The organism is Brachybacterium sp. sponge (assembly GCF_001613775.1).
Taxonomy (GTDB): Bacteria; Actinomycetota; Actinomycetes; order Actinomycetales; family Dermabacteraceae; genus Brachybacterium; species Brachybacterium conglomeratum.
In genome coordinates this window covers 1,199,863-1,224,312 of record NZ_LRMP01000001.1, presented here as the reverse complement: position 1 = coordinate 1,224,312, position 24,450 = coordinate 1,199,863, and the positions used below count along the sequence as shown (strand labels likewise).

At 72.5% G+C, this 24,450-nt stretch carries 19 protein-coding genes; 3 read left to right on the top strand and 16 right to left on the bottom strand.

The features are described from left to right. Nucleotide 1: 1 nt before the first annotated feature. On the bottom strand, nt 2-778 hold the full coding sequence (locus A4A78_RS05320; RefSeq protein ID WP_062947318.1) for an SDR family oxidoreductase: 777 nt from the start codon (nt 776-778) through the stop codon (nt 2-4). Between the two features lie 149 nt (nt 779-927). On the opposite strand from A4A78_RS05320, the gene A4A78_RS05315 reads away from it, so the two are divergent. Together A4A78_RS05315 and A4A78_RS05310 are read left to right on the top strand one after the other, a co-directional pair. After that, nucleotides 928-3,219 (top strand): HAD-IB family hydrolase, encoded by a 2,292-nt coding sequence (locus tag A4A78_RS05315; RefSeq protein WP_062947317.1) that lies wholly within the window; start codon nt 928-930, stop codon nt 3,217-3,219. Nucleotides 3,220-3,509: 290 nt separating this feature from the next. Beyond that, nucleotides 3,510-4,451, top strand: a complete 942-nt coding sequence (locus A4A78_RS05310) for a type IV toxin-antitoxin system AbiEi family antitoxin domain-containing protein (RefSeq protein WP_062947316.1) — start codon at nt 3,510-3,512, stop codon at nt 4,449-4,451. A gap of 252 nt (nt 4,452-4,703) precedes the next feature. On the opposite strand, the gene A4A78_RS05305 is transcribed toward A4A78_RS05310, so the two are convergent. The 13 genes from A4A78_RS05305 to A4A78_RS05245 form a co-directional block, all read right to left on the bottom strand. After that, a complete protein-coding gene (locus tag A4A78_RS05305; RefSeq protein WP_062947315.1) occupies nt 4,704-5,492 on the bottom strand; it encodes an amino acid ABC transporter ATP-binding protein in 789 nt (262 codons plus the stop codon). Next, on the bottom strand, nt 5,492-6,490 hold the full coding sequence (locus A4A78_RS05300) for an amino acid ABC transporter permease (protein ID WP_369816730.1): 999 nt from the start codon (nt 6,488-6,490) through the stop codon (nt 5,492-5,494). The genes A4A78_RS05305 and A4A78_RS05300 overlap by 1 nt, the downstream gene beginning before the upstream one ends. Beyond that, nucleotides 6,436-7,368, bottom strand: coding sequence for an ABC transporter substrate-binding protein (locus A4A78_RS05295; RefSeq protein ID WP_062947313.1), 933 nt, complete (start codon nt 7,366-7,368; stop codon nt 6,436-6,438). Before A4A78_RS05295 ends, A4A78_RS05300 begins: the two co-directional genes overlap by 55 nt. A 65-nt stretch (nt 7,369-7,433) precedes the next feature. Next, a complete protein-coding gene (locus tag A4A78_RS05290; RefSeq protein WP_062947312.1) occupies nt 7,434-9,467 on the bottom strand; it encodes an ABC transporter ATP-binding protein in 2,034 nt (677 codons plus the stop codon). Beyond that, nucleotides 9,467-11,203 carry an ABC transporter ATP-binding protein gene (locus tag A4A78_RS05285; RefSeq protein WP_062947311.1) on the bottom strand — a complete coding sequence of 579 codons (1,737 nt, stop codon included), beginning with the start codon at nt 11,201-11,203 and terminating at the stop codon, nt 9,467-9,469. Before A4A78_RS05285 ends, A4A78_RS05290 begins: the two co-directional genes overlap by 1 nt. Nucleotides 11,204-11,336: 133 nt before the next feature. Beyond that, the gene (locus tag A4A78_RS05280) at nt 11,337-11,999 is read right to left on the bottom strand and encodes a DUF6318 family protein (protein WP_062947310.1); all 663 of its coding nucleotides are present in this window, start codon (nt 11,997-11,999) and stop codon (nt 11,337-11,339) included. A 36-nt stretch (nt 12,000-12,035) separates the two neighbouring features. Further along, nucleotides 12,036-12,911, bottom strand: a complete 876-nt coding sequence (locus tag A4A78_RS05275; protein WP_062947309.1) for a class I SAM-dependent methyltransferase — start codon at nt 12,909-12,911, stop codon at nt 12,036-12,038. 162 nt (nt 12,912-13,073) lie between these two features. Continuing rightward, entirely contained in the window at nt 13,074-14,957 is a 1,884-nt protein-coding gene (locus tag A4A78_RS05270; protein WP_062947308.1) for an ABC transporter ATP-binding protein, read from the bottom strand. Beyond that, the gene (locus A4A78_RS05265; protein WP_062947307.1) at nt 14,954-16,984 is read right to left on the bottom strand and encodes an ABC transporter ATP-binding protein; all 2,031 of its coding nucleotides are present in this window, start codon (nt 16,982-16,984) and stop codon (nt 14,954-14,956) included. The genes A4A78_RS05270 and A4A78_RS05265 overlap by 4 nt, the downstream gene beginning before the upstream one ends. Continuing rightward, nucleotides 16,981-17,493, bottom strand: a complete 513-nt coding sequence (locus tag A4A78_RS05260) for a DUF456 domain-containing protein (protein WP_062947306.1) — start codon at nt 17,491-17,493, stop codon at nt 16,981-16,983. The genes A4A78_RS05265 and A4A78_RS05260 overlap by 4 nt, the downstream gene beginning before the upstream one ends. A gap of 56 nt (nt 17,494-17,549) precedes the next feature. Continuing rightward, nucleotides 17,550-18,530: a beta-ketoacyl-ACP synthase III gene (locus A4A78_RS05255; protein WP_062947305.1), complete on the bottom strand. Its 981-nt coding sequence runs from the start codon at nt 18,528-18,530 to the stop codon at nt 17,550-17,552. Nucleotides 18,531-18,575: 45 nt separating this feature from the next. Continuing rightward, a complete protein-coding gene (locus A4A78_RS05250) occupies nt 18,576-18,902 on the bottom strand; it encodes a branched-chain amino acid transporter permease (RefSeq protein ID WP_062947304.1) in 327 nt (108 codons plus the stop codon). Continuing rightward, nucleotides 18,895-19,647 carry an AzlC family ABC transporter permease gene (locus tag A4A78_RS05245; RefSeq protein WP_304438551.1) on the bottom strand — a complete coding sequence of 251 codons (753 nt, stop codon included), beginning with the start codon at nt 19,645-19,647 and terminating at the stop codon, nt 18,895-18,897. Before A4A78_RS05245 ends, A4A78_RS05250 begins: the two co-directional genes overlap by 8 nt. 74 nt (nt 19,648-19,721) lie before the next feature. Here A4A78_RS05245 and A4A78_RS05240 point away from each other — a divergent pair, with 74 nt between their 5' ends. Beyond that, nucleotides 19,722-20,192, top strand: coding sequence for an Lrp/AsnC family transcriptional regulator (locus A4A78_RS05240; protein ID WP_062947303.1), 471 nt, complete (start codon nt 19,722-19,724; stop codon nt 20,190-20,192). On the opposite strand, the gene A4A78_RS05235 is transcribed toward A4A78_RS05240, so the two are convergent. Together A4A78_RS05235 and A4A78_RS05230 are read right to left on the bottom strand one after the other, a co-directional pair. Then, the gene (locus tag A4A78_RS05235) at nt 20,182-23,256 is read right to left on the bottom strand and encodes an AAA family ATPase (RefSeq protein ID WP_062947302.1); all 3,075 of its coding nucleotides are present in this window, start codon (nt 23,254-23,256) and stop codon (nt 20,182-20,184) included. The two genes, A4A78_RS05240 and A4A78_RS05235, sit on opposite strands and share 11 nt — an antisense overlap. Next, the gene (locus A4A78_RS05230) at nt 23,253-24,431 is read right to left on the bottom strand and encodes an exonuclease SbcCD subunit D (RefSeq protein WP_062947301.1); all 1,179 of its coding nucleotides are present in this window, start codon (nt 24,429-24,431) and stop codon (nt 23,253-23,255) included. Before A4A78_RS05230 ends, A4A78_RS05235 begins: the two co-directional genes overlap by 4 nt. Between the last annotated feature and the right edge of the window lie 19 nt (nt 24,432-24,450).

The following is a 24,450-nucleotide window of genomic DNA, read 5'->3' as shown; positions in this document are numbered from 1 at the left end:
ATCACTTCTCCCGGTTGCGGCGATGGCTGAGCAGCGCGCTGAGCCGCGCGACGAGTCCGCGCGGGGTGGTGCGCAGGACGGCGGAGATCAGCTTCCAGCGCTTCGAGGGGACCGAGACGGGCCGGCCGCGGGCGACGTCGCGCAGGCAGTCCTCGACCAGACGGTCCGCGTCCAGCCACAGCACGCCCGGGATCGAGGAGCCCTTGATCCCGGCGCGGGAGTGGAACTCGGTGCGGACCCAGCCCGGCATCAGGGCGGTGACCTGCACGCCGGTGCCCGCGAGCTGCACGCCGAGGGACTCGGAGTAGTTGCCCACCCACGCCTTGATCGCGGAGTAGTTGTTCTGGGTGACCAGCGCGGAGACGGAGCCGACGTTGATGATCCAGCCGCGACCGCGACGGCTCATCCCCCGGCCCGCCGCGCCGCCGAGCTTGAGGACGGCGCGGATCATGACCTCGAAGCCGAGGTCGTGGGGGGTGAGGTCCTCGTCGAGCAGGCCTGCGCGCACGGAGAAGCCGGCGTTGTTCACGAGCACGTCGACGGGGTCGGTGTCGGACTCGAGGCGATCGGCGACCCGCTGCTGAGCGTCGCGGTCGGCGAGATCCGCGACGATCGTCTCGACGTCGACGCCGTGCTCGCGGCGGAGCTGCGCGGCCGACTCCTCGAGGCGATCGGGGTCCCGCGCGACCAGCACGAGGGCGCTCCCCCGGCCGGCGAACGCTCTGGCGAAGGCCGCCCCGATGCCTGCGGTGCCGCCGGTGATCAGGGCCCTATGCATGGCGGCTACGATACACTAGCGCCGCCCTGACCAGCGCGGAGAAGCCGCCGGGCAGAGACATCGCGGGCGCGTCGCGCGCGCAGGCCCGGACCCTGCCGCTGACCTCCCCGGTCGGTCCGCCACCTCCGCTCCCGTCCCCAGAGGATCCCATGTCGCACACCTCCCCCGCCGCCGCCCCGTCCACCCCCGGGGGGACCGGGGGCCGACGGATCCTGCTCACCGGCGTCACCGGATTCCTCGGCCAGGCCGTCCTGCGCTCGCTGCTGGAGACCACCGAGGACGTGCACGTCACCGCCGTCGTGCGCCCCAAGGGCTCCGTGACGGGCCGCAGGCGCCTCGAGCAGCTGCTGCGCAAGCCCGTCTTCGCCTCCTGGGGCGAGCAGCTGGAGAAGGACGGCGCGCTCGGCGGCGCGGCCGACGGGAAGGCGCGCCTGAAGGAGATCTTCGACGCGCGCGTCGGCGTGCTCGAAGGCGACCTCACCGACATGCCCGCGATCACCGAGCCCGTCGACACGGTGATCCACTCGGCCTCCTCCGTCTCCTTCGACCCGCCGATCGACGACGCCTTCCGCACCAACGTCGGCGGCGCCCGCAACCTCTACGAGGCGCTGCTGGCCTCGGGCCAGGACCCGCACGTCATCCACGTCTCCACCGCCTACGTCGGCGGCATCTCCAAGGGGCTGCGCCAGGAGGGCTCGCTGCGCTCCGACGTCGACTGGCGCGCCGAGTTCGACGCCGCACTCGCCGCCCGCGAGCGCGTCGAGGCGGAGTCCCGCAAGCCCGAGACCCTCCGCTCCCAGATCCGCACCGCGAAGCTGCAGGTGGGCCGCATGGGCCCGAAGTCCGTCGCGAACGTCTCCGAGGAGGCGCGGCGCGACTGGGTCGAGCAGCGCCTGGTCGACTTCGGCCGCACCCGCGCCCAGTCCGTCGGCTGGACCGACATCTACACCTTCACCAAGGCGATGGCCGAGCAGGTCGCCGAGGAGCTGTGGGCCGGCAACGGCCACCGCGTCTCCTTCGTACGCCCCTCCATCATCGAGTCCGCCATGAAGAAGCCCTACCCGGGCTGGATCGACGGCTACAAGGTCGCCGACCCGCTGATCATGGCCTACGGCCGCGGCATGCTGCCGGAGTTCCCGGGCCTCGCGGACTCCATCCTCGACGTGATCCCCGTCGACCACGTCGTGAACGTCATCGTGGCGCTCGCGACCCAGGACGTCTCCCGCCGCGGCGACGACGCCTACTACCAGGTCGTCTCCGGCGCCTCGAACCCGCTGCCCTTCCACGAGATGGTCACCGCGGTGCGCGAGTACTTCACGGAGCACCCGCTCGAGGACGAGAAGGGCCGCCCGATCGAGGTGCCCGAGTGGTCCTTCCCGGCGGTGGAGATGGTCGAGCAGCGCTTCCGCGCCAAGGAGCTCACCGCGAAGATCGGCTCGACCGCGGTCGCCTATCTCCCGGCCACCAAGCGCACCCGCGAGTGGACCTCGAACCTGCACAAGGCCACCTCGGGGCTGACGATGCTGCGCAAGTACATCGAGCTGTACCGCCACTACACGAAGACCGAGATGGTCTTCGACGACGCGAACACGCGGGCGCTGCGGGCCGAGCTGCCGGAGGAGTTCCTCGCCACCCACGACTTCGACGTCACCGGGATCGTGTGGAAGGACTACTTCCAGCAGCAGCACCTGCCGGCCGTCACGGACCTCACCAAGGCCTACTCCCGCGCGAAGTCCGCCCAGAAGCGCCGCGCCTCCCGCCCGACGCCCGAGCTGAAGCAGTCCACGGACTCGCTCGCGGTCTTCGACCTCGACGGCACCGTGCTGGCGACGAACATCGTCCAGCAGTACTTCGCGGTGGTCCGCGCGACTCGCCCCCGCCGCACCTGGCCGGCCGAGATCGGCGGCCTGCTCGCCGCGGTGCCGGGCTACCTGCGCGCCGACCAGCGCGACCGCTCCGAGCTGATCCGCCTGGTCAACCGCCGCTACAAGGGATACCGCGCCGAGGAGCTGCGCACCCTCATGAAGGGCGAGGCCGGGCGCCGCATCCGCGCCTCGATCCGACCGGAGGCGCTGGAGACCATCGAGCGCCACCGCGCCGCCGGGCACCGCACCGTGCTCGTCTCCGGCGCGCTGGACGTGCTGGTCGAGCCGCTCGCGGACCTCTTCGACGAGGTCGTCGCCACCCACATGGACGAGGACAGCAGCGGGGTCATGACCGGCTATCTCGCCACTCCTCCGCTGGTGGACGAGGCGCGCGCGAACTGGCTGCGCAAGTACGCGGACCTGCACGGCGCGGACCTGTCGACCTCCTACGGCTACGGCGACTCCCATGCGGACGCCGCCTGGCTCGCGCTCGTCGGCACCCCCGCCGCGGTCGCGCCGGACCTGGGGCTCTTCTCCGTGGCGAAGAAGAAGCGCTGGCAGATCCTGGAGTGGTGACCCGGGGGCCAAGCCCGGCCTGACGTCCCGGCCCGGCGCCTGGCGTCCCAGCCCAGCGCGGCCCGCACACTTCTGCGTCCTGTGCGTGACCTCAGCCGCCTATGGCACGTGAGGTCACGCGCAGGACGCATTTGTGTGCGCCCCCGCCCCGCATCGCAGCTTTCCCGGCCCTGCCACTCCTCGCCAGCCCGGCAGCCTTCCCGGGCCCGCCTCTCCTCCCCATGCAGGAGCTGTCCACCGCTGGGCCCAGGCCGCAGCAGTCGACCGCCGGGCACGGCACGCTCGGGGCCATGCACCACGCCAGCGATCTCGTGCTCCCCGCGTCGGCCTGGCCCTGGCCCCGCCCCGTCGGCCCGCCGCAGGGCACCCGGCACCTCACCGAGGAGGAGCTCGGCCTCGCCTCGCGCCGGGAGCTGCTGGCGATGGGATACACCGACTCCCGGCTGATCCGATCCGTGCGCTCTGGACGGCTCCGACGCGTGGCACGCGGCTGGTACGGGAACGCGGTCGCAGTCCCGCGGGCCCGACGCGCCCTGCGCCACGGATACCGCCTCACGTGCATCGATGCCGCTGAGCTGCACGGCGTGTGGACCCCGTACCGCGGCGAGGAGGAGCGACGGACGCTGCACGTCTACCGCCCGAACGGCTCCGCGGGTGTGCCGGAGGACATGCTGGCCCACCCCTCCGGCTGCCGGTCGTGGCCGGAGCCGGATGCCGTCGCCTCCCTCCCGCTCGCCCTCGAGCACGCGATGCGATGCCAGAGCGGAGAGCGTGCGGCGATCCTGCTCGAGTCAGCGATGAATCGTCGGCTGATGGCACCGGCGGAGGTGCAGCGGCTGCTGGACGTCGCCCCTGCATCGGTGCGCTCACGGATCGGCGCGCTGTCGACGGCGAGCGACTCGGGGTCCGAGACGCGGGTGGTCCGCTGGCTCCGCAGGCGGGGCTTCCGTGTGGAGCAGCAGGTGTTCGTCGACGGTGCGGGTTATGTGGACCTGTACGTCGGCGGGATCCTGATGGAGATCGACGGCCGCGACGGTCATTCCGGACCCGATGCCTTCGCGCTGGATCGACGCAGGGACCTGCGCACGGGCCGACATGGGCTGCAGACCCTGCGGCTGAGTTATGAGCAGGTCTGGCGGAACTGGGCCGACACCCAGGATGCGGTGCTCGAGACGATCGCCGAGGTCGGAGCGTTCGGCCGGCGGAAGGTGGAGCAGCTGCTGGCGAGCTGATCCCCAGCGCCGCTGCGCGGCCTGACGTGCTGCCCCAGGAGTGCGCCGCCTCGGAGTGTTGGCCGTCGCCGCCGCTCCCCTGCCGCACACAAATGCGCTCCATGCGTGACCTCAGGCGCTATATGGCCTTGAGGTCACGCACAGGACGCAGATTCATGCGCGCGGCCGGCCCAGCGGGGCGGGGACGTCACGGCCGGGGCCCGGGCAGGGGCGCCGGGGGCGGGCGGACAGGTCGGGGCGGGGCAGATCCGCTCACAGCACCGAGGCGAGGAAGCCCTTTAGGCGCTCGGACTCGGGGTGGTCGATGACCTGCTCGGCCGTGCCGGTCTCGAGGATCCGGCCCTCGTCCATGAACACGACCTGGTCGGCGACCTCGCGGGCGAAGCCCATCTCGTGGGTCACCACGACCATGGTCATCCCCTCGGCCGCGAGGTCCTTGAGCACGGTGAGCACCTCGGAGACCAGTTCGGGGTCCAGGGCGCTGGTCGGCTCGTCGAAGAGCATCAGCTCGGGGTCCATGGCCAGCGCCCGGGCGATCGCGACGCGCTGCTGCTGCCCGCCGGAGAGCTCGGAGGGGTAGTGGTCGGCGCGGTCGCCGAGCCCCACCCGCTCCAGCAGCTCGCGGGCCTTCTTCTCCGCGGCGGCCTTCGGCAGGCCGCGCACCTGCACGGGCGCCTCCATCACGTTGGCGAGCGCGGTGAGATGCGGGAAGAGGTGGAAGCGCTGGAAGACCATGCCGATGCGGGAGCGCTGCGCGGCGATCTCGGCGGCGCCGAGCTTCTGCCAGCGCCCGTCGGGCAGGGGCTCGGCGCGGTAGCCCTGCACGACCCCGTCGATCAGGACGCGGCCCGCGGTGGGCTCCTCGAGCTGGTTGATGCAGCGCAGCAGCGTGGACTTGCCGGAGCCGGAGGGGCCCACCAGCACGGCCACCTCGCCGGAGCGGACGGTGAGGTCGCAGCCCTTGAGGACGTGGAGGTCGCCGAAGGCCTTGTGGACGCCCTCGACCTGGATCACGACAGGGGTCTCGTCGTTCTGGGTCATCACAGCTCCACCTCCGGGAGCGGGTCGTGCGGGGTGGTGCCGGCGCTGTTCACGGCGGCCTGGCGGGAGCGTCCGCCGCGGCCGGGCCGGGCGGGGGTGCGGGTGTCGAAGCCGCGGCCGAAGTACCGCTCGAGGTAGTGCTGGCCCACCATCAGCACCGAGGTGATCGCGAGGTACCACAGCGCCGCGACGATCAGCAGCGGGATCGGGGTGAACAGCTTGTTGGCGATGCCGTTGGTGGCGAAGGTGAGGTCGAGGGTGAAGGGCACCGCGAGCACCAGCGAGGTGGTCTTCAGCATGCCGATGGTCTCATTCCCGAGCGGCGGCACGATCACGCGCATGGCCTGCGGCACGATGATGCGGCGCAGGATGGTCCCATTGCCCATGCCGAGCGCCTTGGACGCCTCGGTCTGGCCCTTGTCCACGGAGTTCAGGCCGGAGCGGATGATCTCGGCGAGATAGGCGCCCTCGTTGAGGCCCAGCCCGATCACGGCCGCCCAGAAGGCGGTGAGCAGGTCGCGGGTGGAGAAGCTCCACAGCTCGGGCCCGAAGGGCACCCCGACAACGATCTTGGGGACGATCACGGTGAACAGGCCCCAGAACACGAGCTGCGTGTACACCGGGATGCCGCGGAAGACGAAGATGTACGCCCAGCTCACGCCGCGCAGCACGGGATTCTCGGAGCGGCGCATGATCGCGGCGGTGAGCGCGACGACGGTGCCGAGGATCATCGACAGCAGGGTCAGCAGCAGCGTCCAGCCGACGCCCTGGACCACCTTCACGTCGAGGAGATAGGTCGCGACGGTGCCCCATTCGAGCACGGGGTTGGTCACGAGGAAGCCGACGAGGCCCGCGGCCAGCAGGGCCACGATCACGGCGGAGATCCAGGTGCCGGGGCGCGGCGCGGCCTTCGCGCGGATAGGGTCAGGGATCTGGGTGGTGGTCACGGCTGGGGGTTCACTTCCGCGGTCGGGATCATTCCTGCCTCGTTGCCCCATGCAGCGAGGATGCGCTCCATGTGGCCGTCGTCGATGAGGTGCTGCACGGCGGCGCGGATCGCCTCGGCCAGCTCGGGCTGGTCCTTGGCCACGACGATGCCGTTCAGCGCCGACTCCTCGATCTCGCCGATCGGCTCGAGAGTCCCGCGGGAGCGGGCCACGGCGTAGGCGGTGACCGGGGAGTCGGCCATGAGGATGTCGCCCTTGCCGCCGGCGACGTTGGTCGCGGCGTCGGAGTTCGAGGCGTAGGCGAGCATGTCGTAGCCGCCGAGGCCCTGGTCGCGGCACTCCTGGGAGCGCTCGATGGAGAGCTCCTCCTGGTAGGTGCCGACCTGGAGGGCGACGCGCTTGCCGCACAGGTCGTCGGGATGGATGTCGTAGGGGTTCCCGGCCTTCACCGCGTAGGAGATGCCGGCCTGGAAGTAGGACACCATGTCCACGGCGGCGAGGCGCTCCTCGTTGACGGTGAAGCTCGACATGCCGACGTCGTAGGTGGAGCCGACGGCGGGGATGATCTGCGCGAACACCGCCGCTTCGGTGCGGGTGGCGAGGCCGAGGACGGCACCGATCCCGGCGAGGATGTCGATGTCGTAGCCGATTGCCCTCCCGCTCGAGCCGACGAACTCGCCGGGGGCGTAGTTCAGGGCGGCGCCGTTGACCAGCTCGCCGCGCGCGCGGATGTCCGCGGGGACGAGGGCGGAGATCTCGGGGACCTCCTCGATGCCGGAGAGGTCCACCTCGGGCACGGCGTTCGACTCGGCGTCCAGGCGCTCGGAGGCGCGGGTGCAGGAGGCCAGCACCGGGGTGAGCGCGCCCGTGGCGAGGGCCAGGGGCGCGGCGCGCAGCAGGGTGCGGCGACGGGGTCGGGCGGAAGTCACCGATGAATAGTATTCATAACCCTGCATGAACACAACTCGGTGTCGGGTGACTCACCGTTGCCTGGTCACCCCATCGCGATCGGCCCGGTGGTCGTCGGCGCCTCCTCGCCCCCGGCATCCTGCGCGGCCAGCTCCTCCTCCGCGTCGAGGTCGACCGCCGCGCCCTCGAACTGGGAGCGGTACAGCCGTGCGTAGGCGCCGCCGGCCGCGAGCAGCTCCTCGTGGGAGCCCTGCTCGACGATGTCCCCCGCCTCCATCACGAGGATCAGGTCCGCGTCGCGGATGGTGGAGAGGCGGTGGGCGATGACGAAGCTGGTGCGGCCCTCGCGCAGGCGGTTCATCGCGTTCTGCACGAGCACCTCGGTGCGGGTGTCCACGCTGGAGGTCGCCTCGTCCAGGATCAGCAAGCTGGGCCGGGCGAGGAAGGCGCGGGCGATGGTGACCAGCTGCTTCTCTCCGGAGGAGAGGGTGGATCCGTCGTCGTCCACGATCGTGTCGTAGCCGTCGGGCAGCTGGCGGGCGAAGTCGTCGACGTGGGTGGCGACGGCGGCCTCGATCACCTCGTCGTCGGTCGCGTCCAGCCGCCCGTAGCGGATGTTCTCGCGCAGGGTGCCCTTGAACAGCCAGGTGTCCTGGAGGACCATCCCGGTGCGCTCGCGCAGCTGGGCGCGGGTGAGGTCGCGGATGTCGATCCCGTCGATCGTGATCCGTCCGCCGTCGATCTCGTAGAACCGCATCACGAGGTTCACCAGCGTCGTCTTCCCGGCCCCCGTCGGCCCGACGATCGCGACGGTATGGCCGGGGTCGGCGACCAGCGACAGGTCCCGGATCAGCTCGCGGTCGGGGCTGTAGGAGAAGCGGACGTGCTCGAATTCGACGCGCCCCTCGCGGATCCCGGCCGCGGCGGTGGCCTCGGTGGTCTCGGGCTCCTGCTCCTCGGCGTCCAGCAGCTCGAAGACCCGCTCGGCGCTGGCCACGCCGGACTGCAGCATCGTCGCCATCGAGGCGACCTGCGAGAGCGGCTGCGTGAACTGGCGGGAGTACTGGATGAAGGCCTGCACGTCGCCGAGGGTGAGCTGACCGGAGATGATCCGCAGCCCGCCCACGATCGCGATGACGACATAGCTGAGGTTCCCCACGAACATCATCAGCGGCATGATCAGCGAGGAGACGAACTGGGCGCCGAAGGTGGCGCGGAACAGGCGGTCGTTGCGCTCCTCGAAGCGGGCGGCGACCTCCTCGCGGCGGCCGAAGACGGTCACCAGGGCGTGCCCGGTGTAGGCCTCCTCGACCTCGGAGTTCACCACGCCCGTCGCGTCCCACTGCTGGGCGAACAGCTTCTGCGCCCGGGCGCCGACGACGCCCGTGAGCACGAGCGCCACGGGGATCACCGCGAGCGCGATCAGCGAGAGCTGCCAGGAGATCATCAGCATCATCACCAGCACGCCGAGCACGGTGAGGATCGAGTTCACCAGCCCCGTGACGGTGTTCATCAGGGTGTTCTGGATGTTGTCGATGTCGTTGGTGACGCGGGAGAGGATCTCGCCGCGCTTCATCCGGTCGAAGTACTTCAGCGGCAGGCGGTGCAGCTTCTCCTCGACGTCGCGGCGCAGGCGGGAGACCATCCGCACCAGGATCCGGTTCAGGGCCACGCCCTGCAGCCACATCAGCAGCGCGGAGACGGCGAAGAGGCCGACGGCCAGGCCGAGGGTCTGGTGCAGCGCGCCGAAGTCGATGCCCTCGCCGGGGGTGAGGGTCATCCCGGAGAGCATGTCCGCGAACTGCTCCTGGCCCTGGGCGCGCAGGCCCTCGATGACCTGGTCGGGGTCGGCGCCGGCGGGCAGGCCCTTCGAGATCAGGCCCGTGAAGATGATGTCGGTGGCGTGGCCGAGGATCCTCGGTCCCACCACGGAGAAGCCGACGGACACGACGCCGACGAGGATCGCGGCGATCAGGTACGCCCGCTCGGGGCCCATCTCGCGCAGCAGGCGCTTGGTCGAGGGCCAGAAGTTCTTCGCGCTCTGGCCAGGACGCAGTCCGCGCTCGGCGTCCTTCTCCGCGGCGATCTCGTCGGCGGGGGTGCTCTCCTCGGTGCTCATCACGCGACCTCCTCCTCGACGCCCTGGCTGCGGACGATCTCGCGGTACGTCTCCGAGCTCTCCAGCAGCTCGGCATGGGTGCCCTGCCCGACGATCCGGCCGTTGTCCAGCACGAGGATCAGGTCGGCGCCGGTGATGGTGGAGACGCGCTGGGCGACCACGAGCTGGAGCGCGTCGCGGGTCTCGGGCACGAGCGCGGCGCGCAGGCGCGCATCGGTGGTGAGGTCCAGCGCGCTGAAGGAGTCGTCGAAGAGGTACAGCGACGGCTTCGCGGCGAGCGCCCGCGCGATGCAGAGCCGCTGCCGCTGCCCGCCGGAGACGTTCGTGCCGCCCTGCGCGATCGGGGAGTCGAGCTGCTCGGGCATCGCGGCGACGAAGTCCCGGCCCTGGGCGACGGTGAGGGCGTGCCAGAGCTCCTGCTCGTCGGCGGTCGGGTTTCCGAAGCGGAGGTTCGTCGCGACGGTGCCGGAGAACAGGTAGGGGCGCTGCGGCACGAGGCCGACCCGGTCCCAGAGCACGCGGGCGTCGAGGTCGCGCACGTCGTGCCCGTTCAGCAGCACGCGCCCCTCGGTCGCGTCCATGAGGCGCGGGACGAGGTTGATCAGGGTGGTCTTGCCGGCGCCGGTGCCGCCGATGATCGCGACGGTCTGCCCGGCGCGGGCGGTGAAGGAGATGTCCTGGAGCACGGGTCGCTCGGCGCCGGGATAGGTGAAGGAGACGTCCTCGAAGGTCAGCTCGATCGGGCCCTCGATCTCGCGGATCCCGTCGGTGCGCTGGTGGACGCTGGTCTCGGTCTCGAGCACCTCGGTGATGCGCTCGGCGGAGACCATGGCGCGCGGGATCATCATCGTCATGAAGGTCGCCATCATGACCGCGATGAGGATCTGCATGAGATAGGCGATGAAGGCGGTGATCGAGCCGATCTCCATCTGGCCGGAGTCGATGCGCGGCGCGGCGACCAGCAGCACGAGGACGCTCGACATGTTCAGGATGAACATGATGATCGGGTTGATGAGGATCATCAGCAGGCCGATGCGGCGGTTCAGCTCGGTCAGCTCGCCGTTGACCACGGCGTAGCGCTCCCGCTCGCGGTCCTCGCGCACGAAGGCGCGCAGCACGCGGATGCCGGTGATCTGCTCGCGCAGCACCCCGTTGATGTCGTCGATCTTGCCCTGCATCTGCTTGAACAGGGGCGCCGCCCGCGCGATGAGGAGGCCGACGGCGACGAGCATGACCGGCACCATCACCGCGATCAGCCAGGCCATCCCCGGCTCGACCCGCAGCGCGAGGATCACCCCGCCGATCCCCGTGACGGGGGCCTGGACCAGCATGTTCAGGGAGAAGAAGATCAGCATCTGCACCTGCTGCACGTCGTTCGTGGAGCGGGTGATGAGGGAGGGGGTGCCGAACTCGGCGAGCTCGCGCGGGGAGAAGGAGTTCACGCGGCCGAAGACCCTCGAGCGCAGGTCCTTGCCGACCCGCATCGCGGAGCGGGCGGCGAAGAAGTTCGCCGCGACGAGCGCGATGATGTTCCCCAGCGAGATGACCAGCATGATCCGGCCGAGCTCCCAGATCACGGGGACGTCGGCCTTCGCGACGCCGTCGTCGATGATGTCGGCGTTGAGGGTGGGGAGGTAGAGGGCGGCCAGCACGCCGGCGATCTGGAAGAGCACCACCAGGAGCACCCAGATCACGTACGGCTTCAGGCCCCCGAGCACGAGGCGCAGCAGGGTCACGAGAATCCTTCCGAAGGGCCGTCCGGGCCGGGCAGGATCCGGTCGGCCCCGGAAGCATAGGCACAGGCGCCTGACAGGGGCATCCGACTATCGACGGTTCCGCGCAGGGCGGAGCCGGTGGGCGTCGGGCGGGTCAGCCCGCGGCGCCGCCCGCATCGGAGGCCGCGCCCTCGGGCGGGGCGATGGACATGTCGGTCACGCGCCAGCGCTCCCCGTCCCAGGCGACCGTGGCGATCAGCTGCCCGGTGACCTCGTCGAGGGCGTTGGCCTGCAGGCTCGGGTCGTCGACGAGGATCGAGGCCTCCTGCGTGAACTGCGCGGTGACGGTGCCGGTCGCGGGCGGCTCCCCGGTGCCGGCGAAGCTGGTGGAGTGCACCTCGAAGGCGCCGCCGGTGAGATAGCCGTCCTGCGCGGCGAGCTGCTCGGCGTTCTGCAGGAAGGTCACGCACACCTGGCAGTTCGGGTCGACCTTGTCCTCCCAGACGGAGATGTCGCCGCTGCTCATCATGTAGTCGTAGGAGCCGAGCAGGTAGGTCAGGGTCGCCTCGGCCCCGGCCTCGCTCTGCTCCGTGAGCTCCGCCGGCTCCTCCGGGCGCGGCAGGTCCGGGCGGGGCGGCTGCTCGGCGGGGTCGGCCGTCGGCCGGTTCTCCGGGTTCCCGGGATCGCCGGCGCTCTCGCTCGCCTGCTCCTCCTGACCGCCGGGGTTCAGCAGTTGGGAGATCCCCAGCGCGCCGACGGGAACGAGGAGCACGAGGGCGAGGGCGACGACGATGAGGCGGTGGACGGGGCGGTTCACGGGCTTCACGGTAGTGGACGCGGCGGGGAGGCCCCCTCAGCGGGCGCGGTACAGGAACAGGTCGGTGCGGTAGGGCACGCCGACCCTCGCCCCGCGGGCGTGGCCGAGGTGGTCGTGGAGGTACCAGTCGAGGTTCGCGAGCACCTTCTGCCGCCGCTCCTCGGGGGCGGTGATGACGTAGCTGCGGGTGCGGGCGAGGTCGATGACGTCCTGGGTGGGCATCGGGTCCTCCCAGGTGAAGGCGCGACGATCGATGAGCTCGAGCCCGTCGCCGACGGTCGGTGCGAAGTCCTCGCGATGGATGTCCCCGGCGTGCATGATCCGCGACAGCCGGTGCACCCACGGGATCGTCACGTCGAGCATGTTCCACACCAGGGCGAGCACTCCCCCGGGCGCGAGCAGCCGCAGCACCTCGGCCGACGCCGCCTCCGCGTCGAACCAGTGCCACGCCTGCGCGACGGTGACCAGCTCGGCCGACGCCGCGGGCAGCCCGGTCGCCTCAGCGGGAGCGACGCGGGTGGCGAGCGCGCCACGGGCTCCGCGGCGACGGGCGGTCTCCAGCATCTCCGCGCTGGTGTCCACCGCGGTCACCTCGACCCCTCGCTCCACGAGCGCCCACGACAGCTTCCCCGTCCCCGCCCCGAGATCCACGGCGCGGGGCGACGAGGCGGAATCGGCGGACGGCGCACCGCCGGAGATCGACGCGGTGCCGGCGGGCGGCGCGGGGGCATCGGCCAGCGCCTCCAGCATCGCCTCCAGCGCCGCGGGCGGGTACCCCGGCCGTAGCCGGTCGTAGTCCTCCCCCTGCCCCGCGAACGCCCCGGCGAGCTCCGTCTTCCGCTCCTCGCTCCCGAAGCGGGGTTCGTCGCGTGCGGAGATCGGCGGGATCGGCGGATGCAGGGGATCGCTCACGCGGACGAGCCTAGAGCGCGCGCCGATCGGCTGCGATCACTGGCGCTCCAGCCGGATGCCCGTCGTATCCGGCCCACCTTCCCCGTATACCGCCAGTGAACGCAGAGAGAGGAGCGCGGAAGGGAGCAGAGGCGGGTCGGGAGCGGGCACGGCCCCCGCCCCTCACCGCTCCGCCCGGTGCGCGACCCAGGACCGGTGCAGCCCGGCGTAGATCCCGCCCTCGAGGTCGACGAGCTCGGCGTGGGTGCCGTGCTCGACGAGGTCGCCGTGGTCGAGCACCATGATCCGGTCGGCGCGCTCGGCGGTGGAGAGCCGGTGGGCGATGGTGATCGTGGTGCGGCCGCGGGCGAGGCCGTCGATCGCCTGCTGCAGGCGCACGTCGGCGGCGGGGTCGACGGCGCTGGTCGCCTCGTCCAGGACGATGATGTCGGGGTCGGCGAGATAGGCGCGGGCGAGGGCGACGAGCTGCCGCTCCCCCGCGCTGAGGGACTCGCCGCGCTGGCCGACGGGGGTCTCCAGCCCCTCCGGCAGCTCCTCGGCCCAGGTGCCGAGCCCCAGCTCGTCCAGCGCCTGCCGCATCTGCGCCTCGCTCGCGTCGGGCCGCCCGTAGAGCAGGTTCCCGCCGACGGTGGTGTCGAAGAGGAAGCCCTCCTGCGGCACCATGATCACGCGCGAGCGCAGCGAGTCGTAGGGCACCAGGTGCAGCGGCACCCCGCCCACCTCGATGGTGCCGGAGGCGGGGTCCATCATGCGGGTGAGCAGCTTGGCGAAGGTGGTCTTGCCGCTGCCGGTCTCCCCCACGATCGCGATGCGGGAGCGGGCGGGGATGGTGACGTCCAGGCCGTGGATGACCTCGGGGCCGGTCGGGTAGCGGTAGCGCAGCTCGCGGATCTCGATGTCGAGCAGCCCGTCGGGCAGCGGCCTCGCGCCGGGCACGGGCTCGCCGCGCCGGCCGGTGCGGGGGTCGATGGCGCCGCCGGGGTCGGCGACGTCGGCCGGGGTGTCGAGGACGCCGAGCACGCGCCGCCAGCCGGCCACGGCGTTCTGCGCCTCCGAGAGCATCTCGATGCCCATGCGGACGGGCTGGCTGAACAGGGAGACGAGGAATACGAAGGCGACCACGCCGCCGGCGGTGAGGTCGGCGCCGGGCAGGTCGATCCCGAGCGCGCCGGTGCCGAGCACCACCCCGACCACGACCACGACGGCGGTGGCGAGCCCGTCGGCCGTCTCCGAGAGGAAGAAGGACGCGGACTGGGGGCGCAGCACCGAGAACTGGGCGTCGCGCACCGCACCGATCCGGCCGACCTGAGCCTGGCGGGTGCGCTCCTCGGTGCCGTAGGCGCGCACGGTCGCGGAGCCGACGAGGGACTCCGAGACGGTGCCGAGCATCTCGCCGACCTTCGTGCGCACCACCTGGTAGCGGGCGCGGATCCGCTTCTGCAGGGAGCCCATGATCACGAGGATCGGGAGGTAGCACAGCCACACCACGAGCGCGAGCGGCCAGGAGTAGAAGGCCATCACGGCGGTGGCGAGGACGAGCTGGAAGCTCATCACCACCAGCATGATCCCGCCGAAGCTCATGAACTGGCTGACGGTGTCGACGTCGCTGGTCACGCGGGAGACGAGGGCACCGCGTTGCTCGGTGCCCTGGGTGAGCAGGGACAGGTCGTGGATGTGGCGGAAGGCGCGCTTGCGCAGGGTCGCCAGCGACGTCTCGGCCAGGCGGAACAGGCGCCGGTTCATCAGCACGTTGCAGGTCGCGGTCGCGAGCAGGACGAGGGCGGCGAGTCCCGCGGCGCCGGCGACGAAGGCGACGTCGGGGGTCTCGGGCGCGATGATGCCGCGGTCGAGGATGGCCTGGACGGCGATGGGCACGACCACCTTGCCGGCGGTCGCGATCACGGCCAGCAGCAGGGTGATCCACAGCCCGCGCAGCAGCTCGGGCGTGAGGGCGAGGCCGCGGCGGATGGTCGCGATCGCGCCCTCGTCGGCGGAGGCCTCCCCGCCGAGCTCTGACGAGGTGCGGGCTGCGGGTGCGGCGGTCATCGTCCGGCCTCCTGATCGGTGCGGACCGCGGGGATCCCGCCGGTGCGGGTGGGCGGCTCGCACTCGCCCTCGTCGGCGCCCGACTCCTCGTGGCGGTGGCGTCCCGCGCTGTGGATCTCGATCGCGCCGGTGACGGGGTCGGGCTCCTCCTCGGGGGCGTCGCTCGGCGGGGGCTTGCTGGCCTCGAGCAGGCTGTGGGAGATCGCGGCCTCGTCGTAGGCGTCCACCAGCGCGCGATAGCCGGCGCTGCGTCCGCGCAGCTCCTCGTGGGGGCCGACGTCGGCGACGCGGCCGTGGTCGAGGAACACGACCTGGTCGGCGAGCGAGATCGTGGACTTGCGGTAGGCGATCAGCAGCAGCGTCGACTCGGTCATCTCGCGGCGGATCCCGTCGAGGATGGCGAGCTCGACGCTGGGGTCGCAGGCGCTGGTCGCGTCGTCGAGGATCAGCAGGCGGGGCCGACGGGCCAGTGCCCGGGCGAGCGCGATGCGCTGGCGCTGCCCGCCGGAGAGGGAGCCGCCGCGCTCCCCGAGCTCGGTGTCGAGCCCGTCCGGCAGCGCGTCGACGAAGGCCTCGGCCTGGGCGACGCGCAGCGCCCAGCGCACGGTCTCCTCGTCGATGTCCTCGCCGAGGGTGACGTTCTGGCGCACGGTCGCGTCCATGACGAAGGCCTGCTGCAGCACGAGGGCGACGTCGGCGGTGAGGGCCTCGGCAGTGAGGCTCTCGAGGCGGGCGCCGTCGAGGCTGATCGTGCCGCTGCTCGGCGGGACCAGGCCCGCGGCGAGCAGCGCGAGGGTGGACTTCCCGGAGCCGGTCGCGCCGACGACGGCCAGCACCCGGGTCCCGGCCGTCGGGTCGGCGCGGAGGGACACGTCGGTCAGGGCGTGCCCCTCGCGCACGGCGAGCTGCTCCTCGCGGACGCCGCGGCCGAGGATCACGGCGGCGGGGTCGTCGCGGTAGACGAAGGAGACCTGGTCGACGGCGAGCACGCCGGGTCCGCTCGGCAGCGGGTCGGGGCCGTAGGTGCGCTCCTCCTCGACGTCGAGGATCTGCTGCACGCGGCCGCCGCCGACGACCGTGCGGGAGAGGTCCCCGAGCACCCAGCCGAAGGACCGGATCGGCAGGGACATCAGCGTGAACAGGTAGGCGACCTCGACGAGCTGTCCGGTGCTGAGGTGCCCCTCGCCGATCCTCCAGGCGCCGAGCACGGCGACGGCGAGGATGCCGAGGTTCGGGAGGGCGTCGATGGCGGGGTCGAACCAGCCGCGGATGTAGCCGAAGCGGATCCCTGTCTCGCGCAGGTCGTCGGCGGCGCGGGTGAAGCGCCGCTCCTCGACGTCCTCGCGGCCCAGGGACTTCACGACGTTCGCGCCGTCGAAGGACTCGTGGGCGATCTCGGCGACCTCGGCGCGCAGCTGCTGGGAGCGCATCGCGATCGGGGTCGCGAAGCGCTGCAGGAGCACGTTGAGGACGATCAGCAGCACGATCAACGCGAGCATGACCAGCAGGATCACCGGGTCGATGCGGGCGACGACCACGGTCGCGTAGGCCAGCATCACCAGGGTCGACAGTGCGAAGGGGAAGGGCGCCATCGCGAAGAATGTCGCCTCGACGTCGGAGTAGACGGAGCTGAGCAGGGTGCCGGTGGCCTGGCGGCGGTGCCACAGCAGCGGCACCTTCGCGTAGACCTGGACGATCCGCTCGCGGTAGAGGCGGAAGAGGTCGAACTGGGCGGCGGCGGCGAAGACGCGCCGGGCCATGACGGTCACGGCGCGGGCGACGGCGATGCCGAGGATCGCCGCTCCCCCGCCGAGGACGAGCGCGGGGGCGACCTCGCCGCTGGCGAAGGAGGGGACGACGACGTCCTCGGTGACCCAGCCGATGATCGAGGAGGTCGCGATCTGGAGCAGCGCGAAGGCGGTCGCGCCGAGCACGGCGAGCACGAACCAGCGCTTCTGCTCCCACGAGCCCTTCAGCAGGCGCTTCAGCCCGGGGACGAGGACGGCGGGGTGCTGCGAGGTGGTCATGCGGTCACGAAGTGCACGATGACCGCGATCGCGAAGGTGAACGTGGACAGCACCGCCAGGGAGAACTCGATGAGGATCCCGGTGCCGAGGGCCTTCAGCGCGATCCACGTGTTGTCCAGGCCCTTCCTCCAGTCCTTCAGCCGCAGCGACTCGGCGACGTACAGGCCGGCGAGGAACCCGATCGGGAGCCCGAGGAAGGGGATGACGAAGAAGCCGACGACCGCCGCGGCGATCGCGACGTAGACCGGCCACATCGGCACCTCGGCCGCGTGGAGGCGGCGCCCGGTGAGGACGTAGCTGGCGGTCATGCCGGCCGCGCCGAGCAGGAGCACGATCCCGAAGGCGACCCAGGTGGGCCAGCCGCCGATCAGGATCGCCCAGACCAGGGTCGCGATGACGATCGTGATGGTGCCGGGCAGCACGGGCACGACGATGCCGGTGAGCCCCACAACGTAGGCGAGGCCGGCGAGGACCGTGACGATGATCTGGACGGTCAGGGAATCGACCACGAGGTCCTCCGGGGCGCTGGTGCGGATGGGGCCTCGTCGATCCTATCGGCAGCCCGTCAGGGCAGGCGCACCACCTGGCCGGCCCAGGAGAAGCCGCCGCCGAAGCCGACCAGCAGCGCGGTCGCGCCGGCGGGGATCCGCCCGGCCTCGCGCATCCGCGAGATCGCGAGCGGGATGGTCGCGGCGGAGGTGTTGCCGGAGGTGATGATGTCGTCGGCGACGATCGCGTCCTCGCGCAGGCCGAGCGCGGCGGCGAGCGGCTCGATCATGCGCAGGTTCGCCTGGTGGGGGACGAACACATCGATGTCCTCCATGGTCAGCCCCGCGGCCTCGACGATCTGCTTCGAGATCTTCGGCGCCTCGCGCAGCGCCCAGCCGAGCACCTGCCGTCCCTGCTGGGCGAAGGCGGGGCCCTCACCGTTGATGGTGACGGCGTCGGCGAGCTCGGGGACGGTGCCCCACACGACCGGCGCGATGCCGGGCTCCTCGCTCGCGGTCAGCACCATCGCGCCCGCCCCGTCGGCCGTGAGGATGCAGGTGGTGCGGTCGGTGTAGTCGGTGACGGCGGAGAGCTTCTCCGCCCCGATCACGAGGGTGGTGGTCGAGGCGCCGGTGCGGATCGACATGTCGGCGACCGCCAGCGCGTGCTCGAAGCCGGAGCAGGCCGCACCCACGTCGAAGGCGGCGGGCGCGGGGATGCCGAGCTGCTGGGCGACGCGGCCCGCGGCGCTCGGGGAGCGCTCGTGGTTGGAGCAGGTCGCGACGATGACCTGCGTGATCTCGGACGGGTCGACCCCCGCGTCGGCGAGCGCGTTGCGTCCCGCGATCGCGGCGAGGTCGCCGACGTCGACCCCGTCGGCCGCGATGCGGCGCTCCTCGATGCCGGTGCGCTGGCGGATCCACTCGTCGCTGGTCTCGACGAGCTGCTCGAGGTCGGCGTTGGTCATCACGCGGTCGGGCCGGTGATGGCCGGTGCCGAGGATCCTCGATCCGGCCGCGGGGGCCTGGGCGGCGAAGGGGCGGGGGCTCGTGGTCATGGTGCTCTCCTGGTCCGACGGATGCACCGATGGTAGGCGCAGTCCTCAGCCCAGGTTCACCAGCAGCACGAAGGCGGCAGTGCCCGCGCCGACGCTGAGCAGGGTGCGGCGCCCGCCGACGAGGTGCACCACCACGGTCACGGCGGCGGCGAGCGCCGCGGCCGGCAGGCGGGAGCCGTCGGCCCCGAGGGAGGAGCGCAGCGTGGTGATCGTGAGGATCGCGAGGATCCCGACCGGCATCCACAGCGCGAGGTCGGCGACCAGGCGAGACTCCCGCAGGGGCTTCAGCACCGCGAAGGGCACGGCGCGCAGCGCGAAGGTGATCGCGAGGCCGATGGCCATGACGGCGAGGATGTAGCCGGTCTCAGGCATCGCCGGCCTCCTTCCGGCGTCGGCGCTCGAGCAGGTGGCGGCCGATCAGCAGCATGACGAAGCCGAGCATCGCGGCGAACAGTGCGTTGTCCGGGACCAGCACGAGCGAGAGCCCGAGGGACAGGCCGGCGAGCACCAGCGAGGGCACCTGCTTCCGGGAGCGGCAGGCGTCCAGGGTGAGGGTGATGAACAGGGCGCAGAGCGCGAACTCGAGGCCCTCGATCGTGCCCGGGAGGAACGAGGCGATCGCGACGCCGACGAGTCCGCCGCCCACCCAGTAGCTCTGGAAGGCGAGCTGCAGCGCGATCAGTCGCCAGCGGTTCCACGTTCCGGGGCTCGCGGCGGTGACGGCGTAGGCCTCGTCGATCAGGGCGTAGACGGAGTAGAAGCGCGCCAGGGGGTTCTTCACGACGTGCAGGGGGAAGGAGAACGCGTAGAAGACGTGGCGGAAGTTCACCAGCAGGACCGTCAGCGCGATGGTCGCCAGCGGCGTCGCGGCCGCCATCAGCCCCACCAGGAGCAGCTCGACGGAGCCGGCGAACACGGCGATCGACAGGCCGGGCGCGGTCCACCAGGGCAGTCCCGTCTGCATGACGAGCACGCCGAAGGCGATGCCGATGGGGAACATCCCGAGCCCCGCCGCGAAGGAGAGCCGGATGCCGGTCGCGATCTCGCCGCGCGCGGTCGCGCCGGGCGGCAGCTCGCCGCCGCTCGGCGCCGGGGTGCGTTCTCTCAGCTCTGTCACGCCTGCAATCATCTCAGCACTCAGGTGCGCTGCGATTGCGCAGTCCGGCGACCGGAGCGACTACTGTGCAACACATGCATCTTGATGCCACTGATCGCGCAATCATCGAGCACCTGCGCCGGGACGGGCGCCTGTCGAACGTGGCGCTGGCGGAGGCGGTGCACCTCACGCCGGGGCCGTGCCTGCGCCGAGTGCAGCGGCTGGAGGCGGAGGGCGTGATCCAGGGCTATGCCGCGCAGATCGACCCGGGCGCGCTCGGGCGGGGCTTCGAGGTGATCCTCGATGTGGAGCTCTCCGCCTACGACCGCGGCACGGTCGACGGCTTCGAGACTCGGATGGCGGCCTTCGACGAGGTGGTCGAGCTGTACCGCCTGTTCGGCTCGCCGGACTACTACGTGCGGGTCGCGGTCGCGGACCTCGAGGCCTACGAGCGCTTCCTCACCGAGCAGGTGATGACGAACCCGGGCGTCTCGAAGGTCTCCTCCCGCTTCGCGATGAAGGTGCTGAAGAGCCCTCGCCCCACCCGGGGTCCTCTCAGGCGGTGACGGTCAGGGTCGAGCGGGCGTCGGCGCCGCGGCGCACGTGGATCTGCTCGGCGATCTGGGACTTCATGTCGCCGACGTGGCTGACGATCCCGACGGTGCGGCCGCTCTCGGCGAGCCGCCCGATCTCCCGCACCACGGTCTCGAGCGTCTCGGGGTCCAGGGAGCCGAAGCCCTCGTCGATGAAGAGGGTCTCCATCTGCACCCCGCCGGCCTCCCCCATGACGATGTCCGCGAGGCCGAGCGCGAGCGCGAGGGAGACGAAGAAGGTCTCGCCGCCGGAGAGGGTCTCGGGCACACGCACCTGGTCGGTGCGGCGGTCGAGGACCAGCAGGTCCAGTCCGGTCTTCCGCGCGCCGCGGGCGCCGCGGTCGCGCTGCAGCTCGAGCTCGGAGCCGGAGAACAGGGCGAGGCGGGCATTGGCCGCGTCGATCACGGCGTCCAGCCGCCACATGAGCACGTAGGTCGACAGCTGCACCCGCTCGCCGTCGGCGGAGCGGCCGGTGGCGAGGTCGGCGACGCGCACCACGACCCCGGCGTCCTCGCCGACCGCGCGGACCTGCTCGGAGGCGGCACGGAGCGCCTCGCGGGCGGAGCCGGCCCGCTGGGCCACGCCGGCGCCGCGGGCGGCGAGCCCTGCGGCCTCCCGCGCGGCGGCCTGCGCGGCGGCGAGGGTCTCCGCCGCGTCCTTGACCGCGGCGTCGGCCTGCTCGCGGGCCTCGTCGGTGGCGACGGTGTCCGCGATGCCGTCCTCGGCGAGTCCGTCGGCGAGGCGGGTTTCGTCGACGGCGCGGGTCTGGACCTGCTTCTGCAGCCGGGTGCGCTCCTGGGCGGGCAGCACCGCGGCGCGGGCGGTCTCGGCGGTGGCGAGTCCGCTGGCGGCGAGGGCGCGGTCGGCCTCGGCGGCGAGCTCGGCGGCGGCCTGCTCGGCCTGGATGCGGCTGCGCAGCGCCTCGCGGAGCGCGGTCGCGGCGCGGGCGCGGGCGGTGTGGCCGCGGCGTCGCTCGGCGATGGAGCCGTCCTCGCCGCGGGCCTCGTCGATCCGGGTGCGGTCCGCGGTGAGCGTGCGGCCGGTCTCGTCGATGCCGGTGCGCTCACGGGCGACGTCGAGGGCGAGCGCCTCCTTGGTGCGGGTGGCCTTCTCGGTCTCGGCGTCGAAGGCGTTGAGCTGCTTCTCGAGCTCGTCGGCGCGGGCGGCGGCGGTCGTCGCGGCGGTGACGGCGGCGGTGCGGGTCCCGACCTCGGCCCGGGCTGTGTCGGGGGTGTGCTCCCCGGCGTCCTCGCGCAGCGCGGCGAGCTCCCGCTCGGCGAGGGCGAGGGCCTGTGCGTCGGCGGCCTGCGCCTGCTCGGCGGCGCGGCGGGCGGTCTCGGCGGCCTCGACCTGCTCGGGGCTGACGGCGTCCTCGGAGGGGTCGGCGGGGTGGGGGTGCTCGTGGGAGCCGCAGACGGGGCAGGCGGCCTCGTCCTCGAGGTCGGCGGCGAGCTCGGCGGCGATCCCGGCGAAGCGGCGCCGACGCAGCGTGGCCTCCTCCTCGGCGCGGGTGCGGGCGGTGCGCAGGGAGCGCTCGGCCGTCTCCTTGGCCTTCGCGACGGCCTTGACCTGGGCGTCCGCGGCGGTCGCGGCCTTCAGCACATCCTGCGCGGCGGCGAGGGCGAGCCGCGCCTCGGCGAGGCCGGAAGCGGCGGTGCGGGCCTCCTCGCGCGCGGTGACGAGGGCAGTGCGGGCGGCAGGCCGTTCCTCGAGCCGGACGGTCGCAGCCTTCAGCGTCTCCTCCCGGGCGGTGAGCGCCTCGCGGCGGGCGTCGAGCTGCTTCTCCCGCTCGGGCAGCGCGGTCTCGAGGTCGACGAGGTCCGTGAGGGCGCCGGCGGCGCCGGTCGCCTCGTCGGCCGCGGCGGCGAGTGCGGCGGCGGGGTCCTCGGCCTGCTCCGCGAGGAGGTCGACGAGGTCGGGGTGCGCGGGGCGCGTCTGTTCGGCGCGCGCGGCGAGGGCCTCGATCGCGGCGGAGGCGGCCTGGGCGGCGGTGTCGCGTCGCCGCAGCACCTCGACGACGGGGCGGGCGGTCTCGTCCCGCTCGAGCGCAGCCGATGCCTTCGTGACCTCGGGCTTCTCCGCCTCGAGGCGGGTCGCGAGCTGGTCGAGTGCGCGGCGGCGGTCGATGCGGCTGCGGGCGGTGCGGGCGGCCTCGGCGGCGGTCCGCGCGGTCTGCTCCACCTCCTGCGCGGCGGCGGAGCCGGCGGCGGTCTCGGTCGCGCGGGCGGCGACCTGCGCGAGCTGGGCGTCGGCCGCCGCGGCGAGGGGCTCGAGGCGCAGTGCGGCGGCGTGCTCGGTGAGAGCTGCGCCCTCCTCGTCCTCGAGGGCGACGGCCTCGGTGAAGCGGGCCAGCGCCGTGCCGAGGGTCTGCTGAGCGGCGTCGACCTGACGCTTCGCCTGTTTGCGCATCTCCTCGAGCTGCTTCTCGACGGCGGCGTAGGTCTCGGTGCCGAAGACGCGCTGCAGCACCTGCTGGCGCTCCCCGGTGCCGGCGCGGAGGAAGCGGGCGAACTCGTTCTGGGGCAGCAGGACGGTCTGGGTGAACTGCTCGCGGGTGAGTCCGACGGCGCGCTGCACCTCGCGGCCCACCTCGTCGATGCGGCTGGCGATCACCTCGCTGCCGTCGCCGGCGCCGGCGGTGTCGGCGATCGCGGCGGGCAGGGCCTGCGGGGACCCGATCCGCCACATCAGGGCCTTGGCCTGCTCCTTCGTGGTGCCGGTGCCGCGCAGCTTGGGGCGCTGGAACTCCGGGGAGCGCCGCACGCGGTGCAGTCCGGAGGGGGTCTCGAAGACGAGGTCGACGATGCTCGGCTCCGTCGGCGCGGCGAACTGGGAGCGGATCCTGTCGGCGCTGGTGGCGGAGCCGGCGACCTGCCCGTAGAGGGCGTAGACGATCGCGTCGAGGATCGTGGACTTGCCGGAGCCCGTCGGCCCCTCGAGCAGGAAGGTGCCGGAGGCGCCGAGGGCGGCGAAGTCGATCTCGACGGTGCCGGCGAAGGGGCCGATCCCGGTCATGCGGAGGTGGTGGAGCTTCACGAGGCCTCCTGCTGGCGGCGGACGGCGGAGTAGGCGCGCTCGAGCACGTCGTGCTCCGCCTCGGTGGGGTCGCCGCCGGTGACGTGGGCGAGGAACTCGTCCATCACCTCCAGCGGGTTCTGCTCCCGGCGCACGACGGGGGTGCCGGCGCTCGCGGCGCGGCCCTCGGGGGCGTACTCGGTCAGCAGCAGGTGGGGGTAGGCCTCGCGGAGCTGCTCCTGCAGGTGGGCGGGGCGGGCGGGGTCGGTGACGACGGCCTTCAGCCAGTCCCCGGCGTGCTCGTCACGGCGGGCGAGGATCTCCTCGAGGGTGCCGCGCAGCTCGGTGAGGCGGCGCGGGACGGGGGTCTCGATGCGGCGCACGGCGACCTCGGCCCGCTCCCCGTCGGGCCCGGGGGCGCCGAGCTCGACGAGGAGCACGGACTTGCGGTGGCTGCGCTCGGAGAAGGAGAAGGCGAGTGGGGAGCCGGAGTACCAGGCGGGGGCGCCGACGCTGCGGGTGAGGTCCTGGCAGCCGTGGAGGTGGCCGAGGGCGAGGTAGTCGATGCCGCCGAGCACCCCGGCGGGGACGGAGTCGACGCCGCCGACGGAGAGGTCGCGCTCGGAATCGCTGGCCTCGCCGCCGGTGACGAAGGTGTGGGCGAGGACGACGGTGCGTGCGTCGGGCCGGGCCGCGGCGCGCTCGCGCACCCGGTCGAGGGCCGCGAGGGTGACGGCCTCGTGGCTGCGGGGCAGCGGCTCCTCGCCCTCGCCGGCGAGCTCGGTGCGGGCGCGGTCCGGCTCGAGATAGGGCAGGCCGAAGAACAGCACCTCGCCGTGCTCGTCCTCGACGGAGACGGGGTGCTCGATCCCGGGCAGGTCGGTGAGCAGGTGGATGCCGGCGCGCATCAGGGAGCGGCCGAAGCCGAGCCGCTCCGGGGAGTCGTGGTTCCCGCTGGTCAGCACCACGGTCGCGCCGGTGTCGGCGAGGCGGGCGAGGGCCCGGTCCAGGAGGGTCACGCTGCTCACCGCGGGCACGGCGCGGTCGTAGACGTCGCCGGGGATCACCACGACGTCCACCCCCTCGGCCTCGACGAGGTCGACGAGCCAGTCGAGGAAGGCAGCCTGGTGCTCGTGCAGGTCGACCTTGTGCAGGGTGCGGCCCAGGTGCCAGTCCGAGGTGTGCAGGATCTTCATGTCATCGAGCCTAGGGGCG

Bases quoted from the DNA above. Each gene is read 5' to 3' on its own strand.
- A4A78_RS05320 (WP_062947318.1), bottom strand. From the start codon at position 778: ATGCATAGGGCCCTGATCACCGGCGGCACCGCAGGCATCGGGGCGGCC.
- A4A78_RS05315 (WP_062947317.1), top strand. From the start codon at position 928: ATGTCGCACACCTCCCCCGCCGCCGCCCCGTCCACCCCCGGGGGGACC.
- A4A78_RS05310 (WP_062947316.1), top strand. From the start codon at position 3,510: ATGCACCACGCCAGCGATCTCGTGCTCCCCGCGTCGGCCTGGCCCTGG.
- A4A78_RS05305 (WP_062947315.1), bottom strand. From the start codon at position 5,492: ATGACCCAGAACGACGAGACCCCTGTCGTGATCCAGGTCGAGGGCGTC.
- A4A78_RS05300 (WP_369816730.1), bottom strand. From the start codon at position 6,490: ATGGGGCAACGAGGCAGGAATGATCCCGACCGCGGAAGTGAACCCCCA.
- A4A78_RS05290 (WP_062947312.1), bottom strand. From the start codon at position 9,467: ATGAGCACCGAGGAGAGCACCCCCGCCGACGAGATCGCCGCGGAGAAG.
- A4A78_RS05270 (WP_062947308.1), bottom strand. From the start codon at position 14,957: ATGACCGCCGCACCCGCAGCCCGCACCTCGTCAGAGCTCGGCGGGGAG.
- A4A78_RS05265 (WP_062947307.1), bottom strand. From the start codon at position 16,984: ATGACCACCTCGCAGCACCCCGCCGTCCTCGTCCCCGGGCTGAAGCGC.
- A4A78_RS05255 (WP_062947305.1), bottom strand. From the start codon at position 18,530: ATGACCACGAGCCCCCGCCCCTTCGCCGCCCAGGCCCCCGCGGCCGGA.
- A4A78_RS05250 (WP_062947304.1), bottom strand. From the start codon at position 18,902: ATGCCTGAGACCGGCTACATCCTCGCCGTCATGGCCATCGGCCTCGCG.
- A4A78_RS05240 (WP_062947303.1), top strand. From the start codon at position 19,722: ATGCATCTTGATGCCACTGATCGCGCAATCATCGAGCACCTGCGCCGG.
- A4A78_RS05230 (WP_062947301.1), bottom strand. From the start codon at position 24,431: ATGAAGATCCTGCACACCTCGGACTGGCACCTGGGCCGCACCCTGCAC.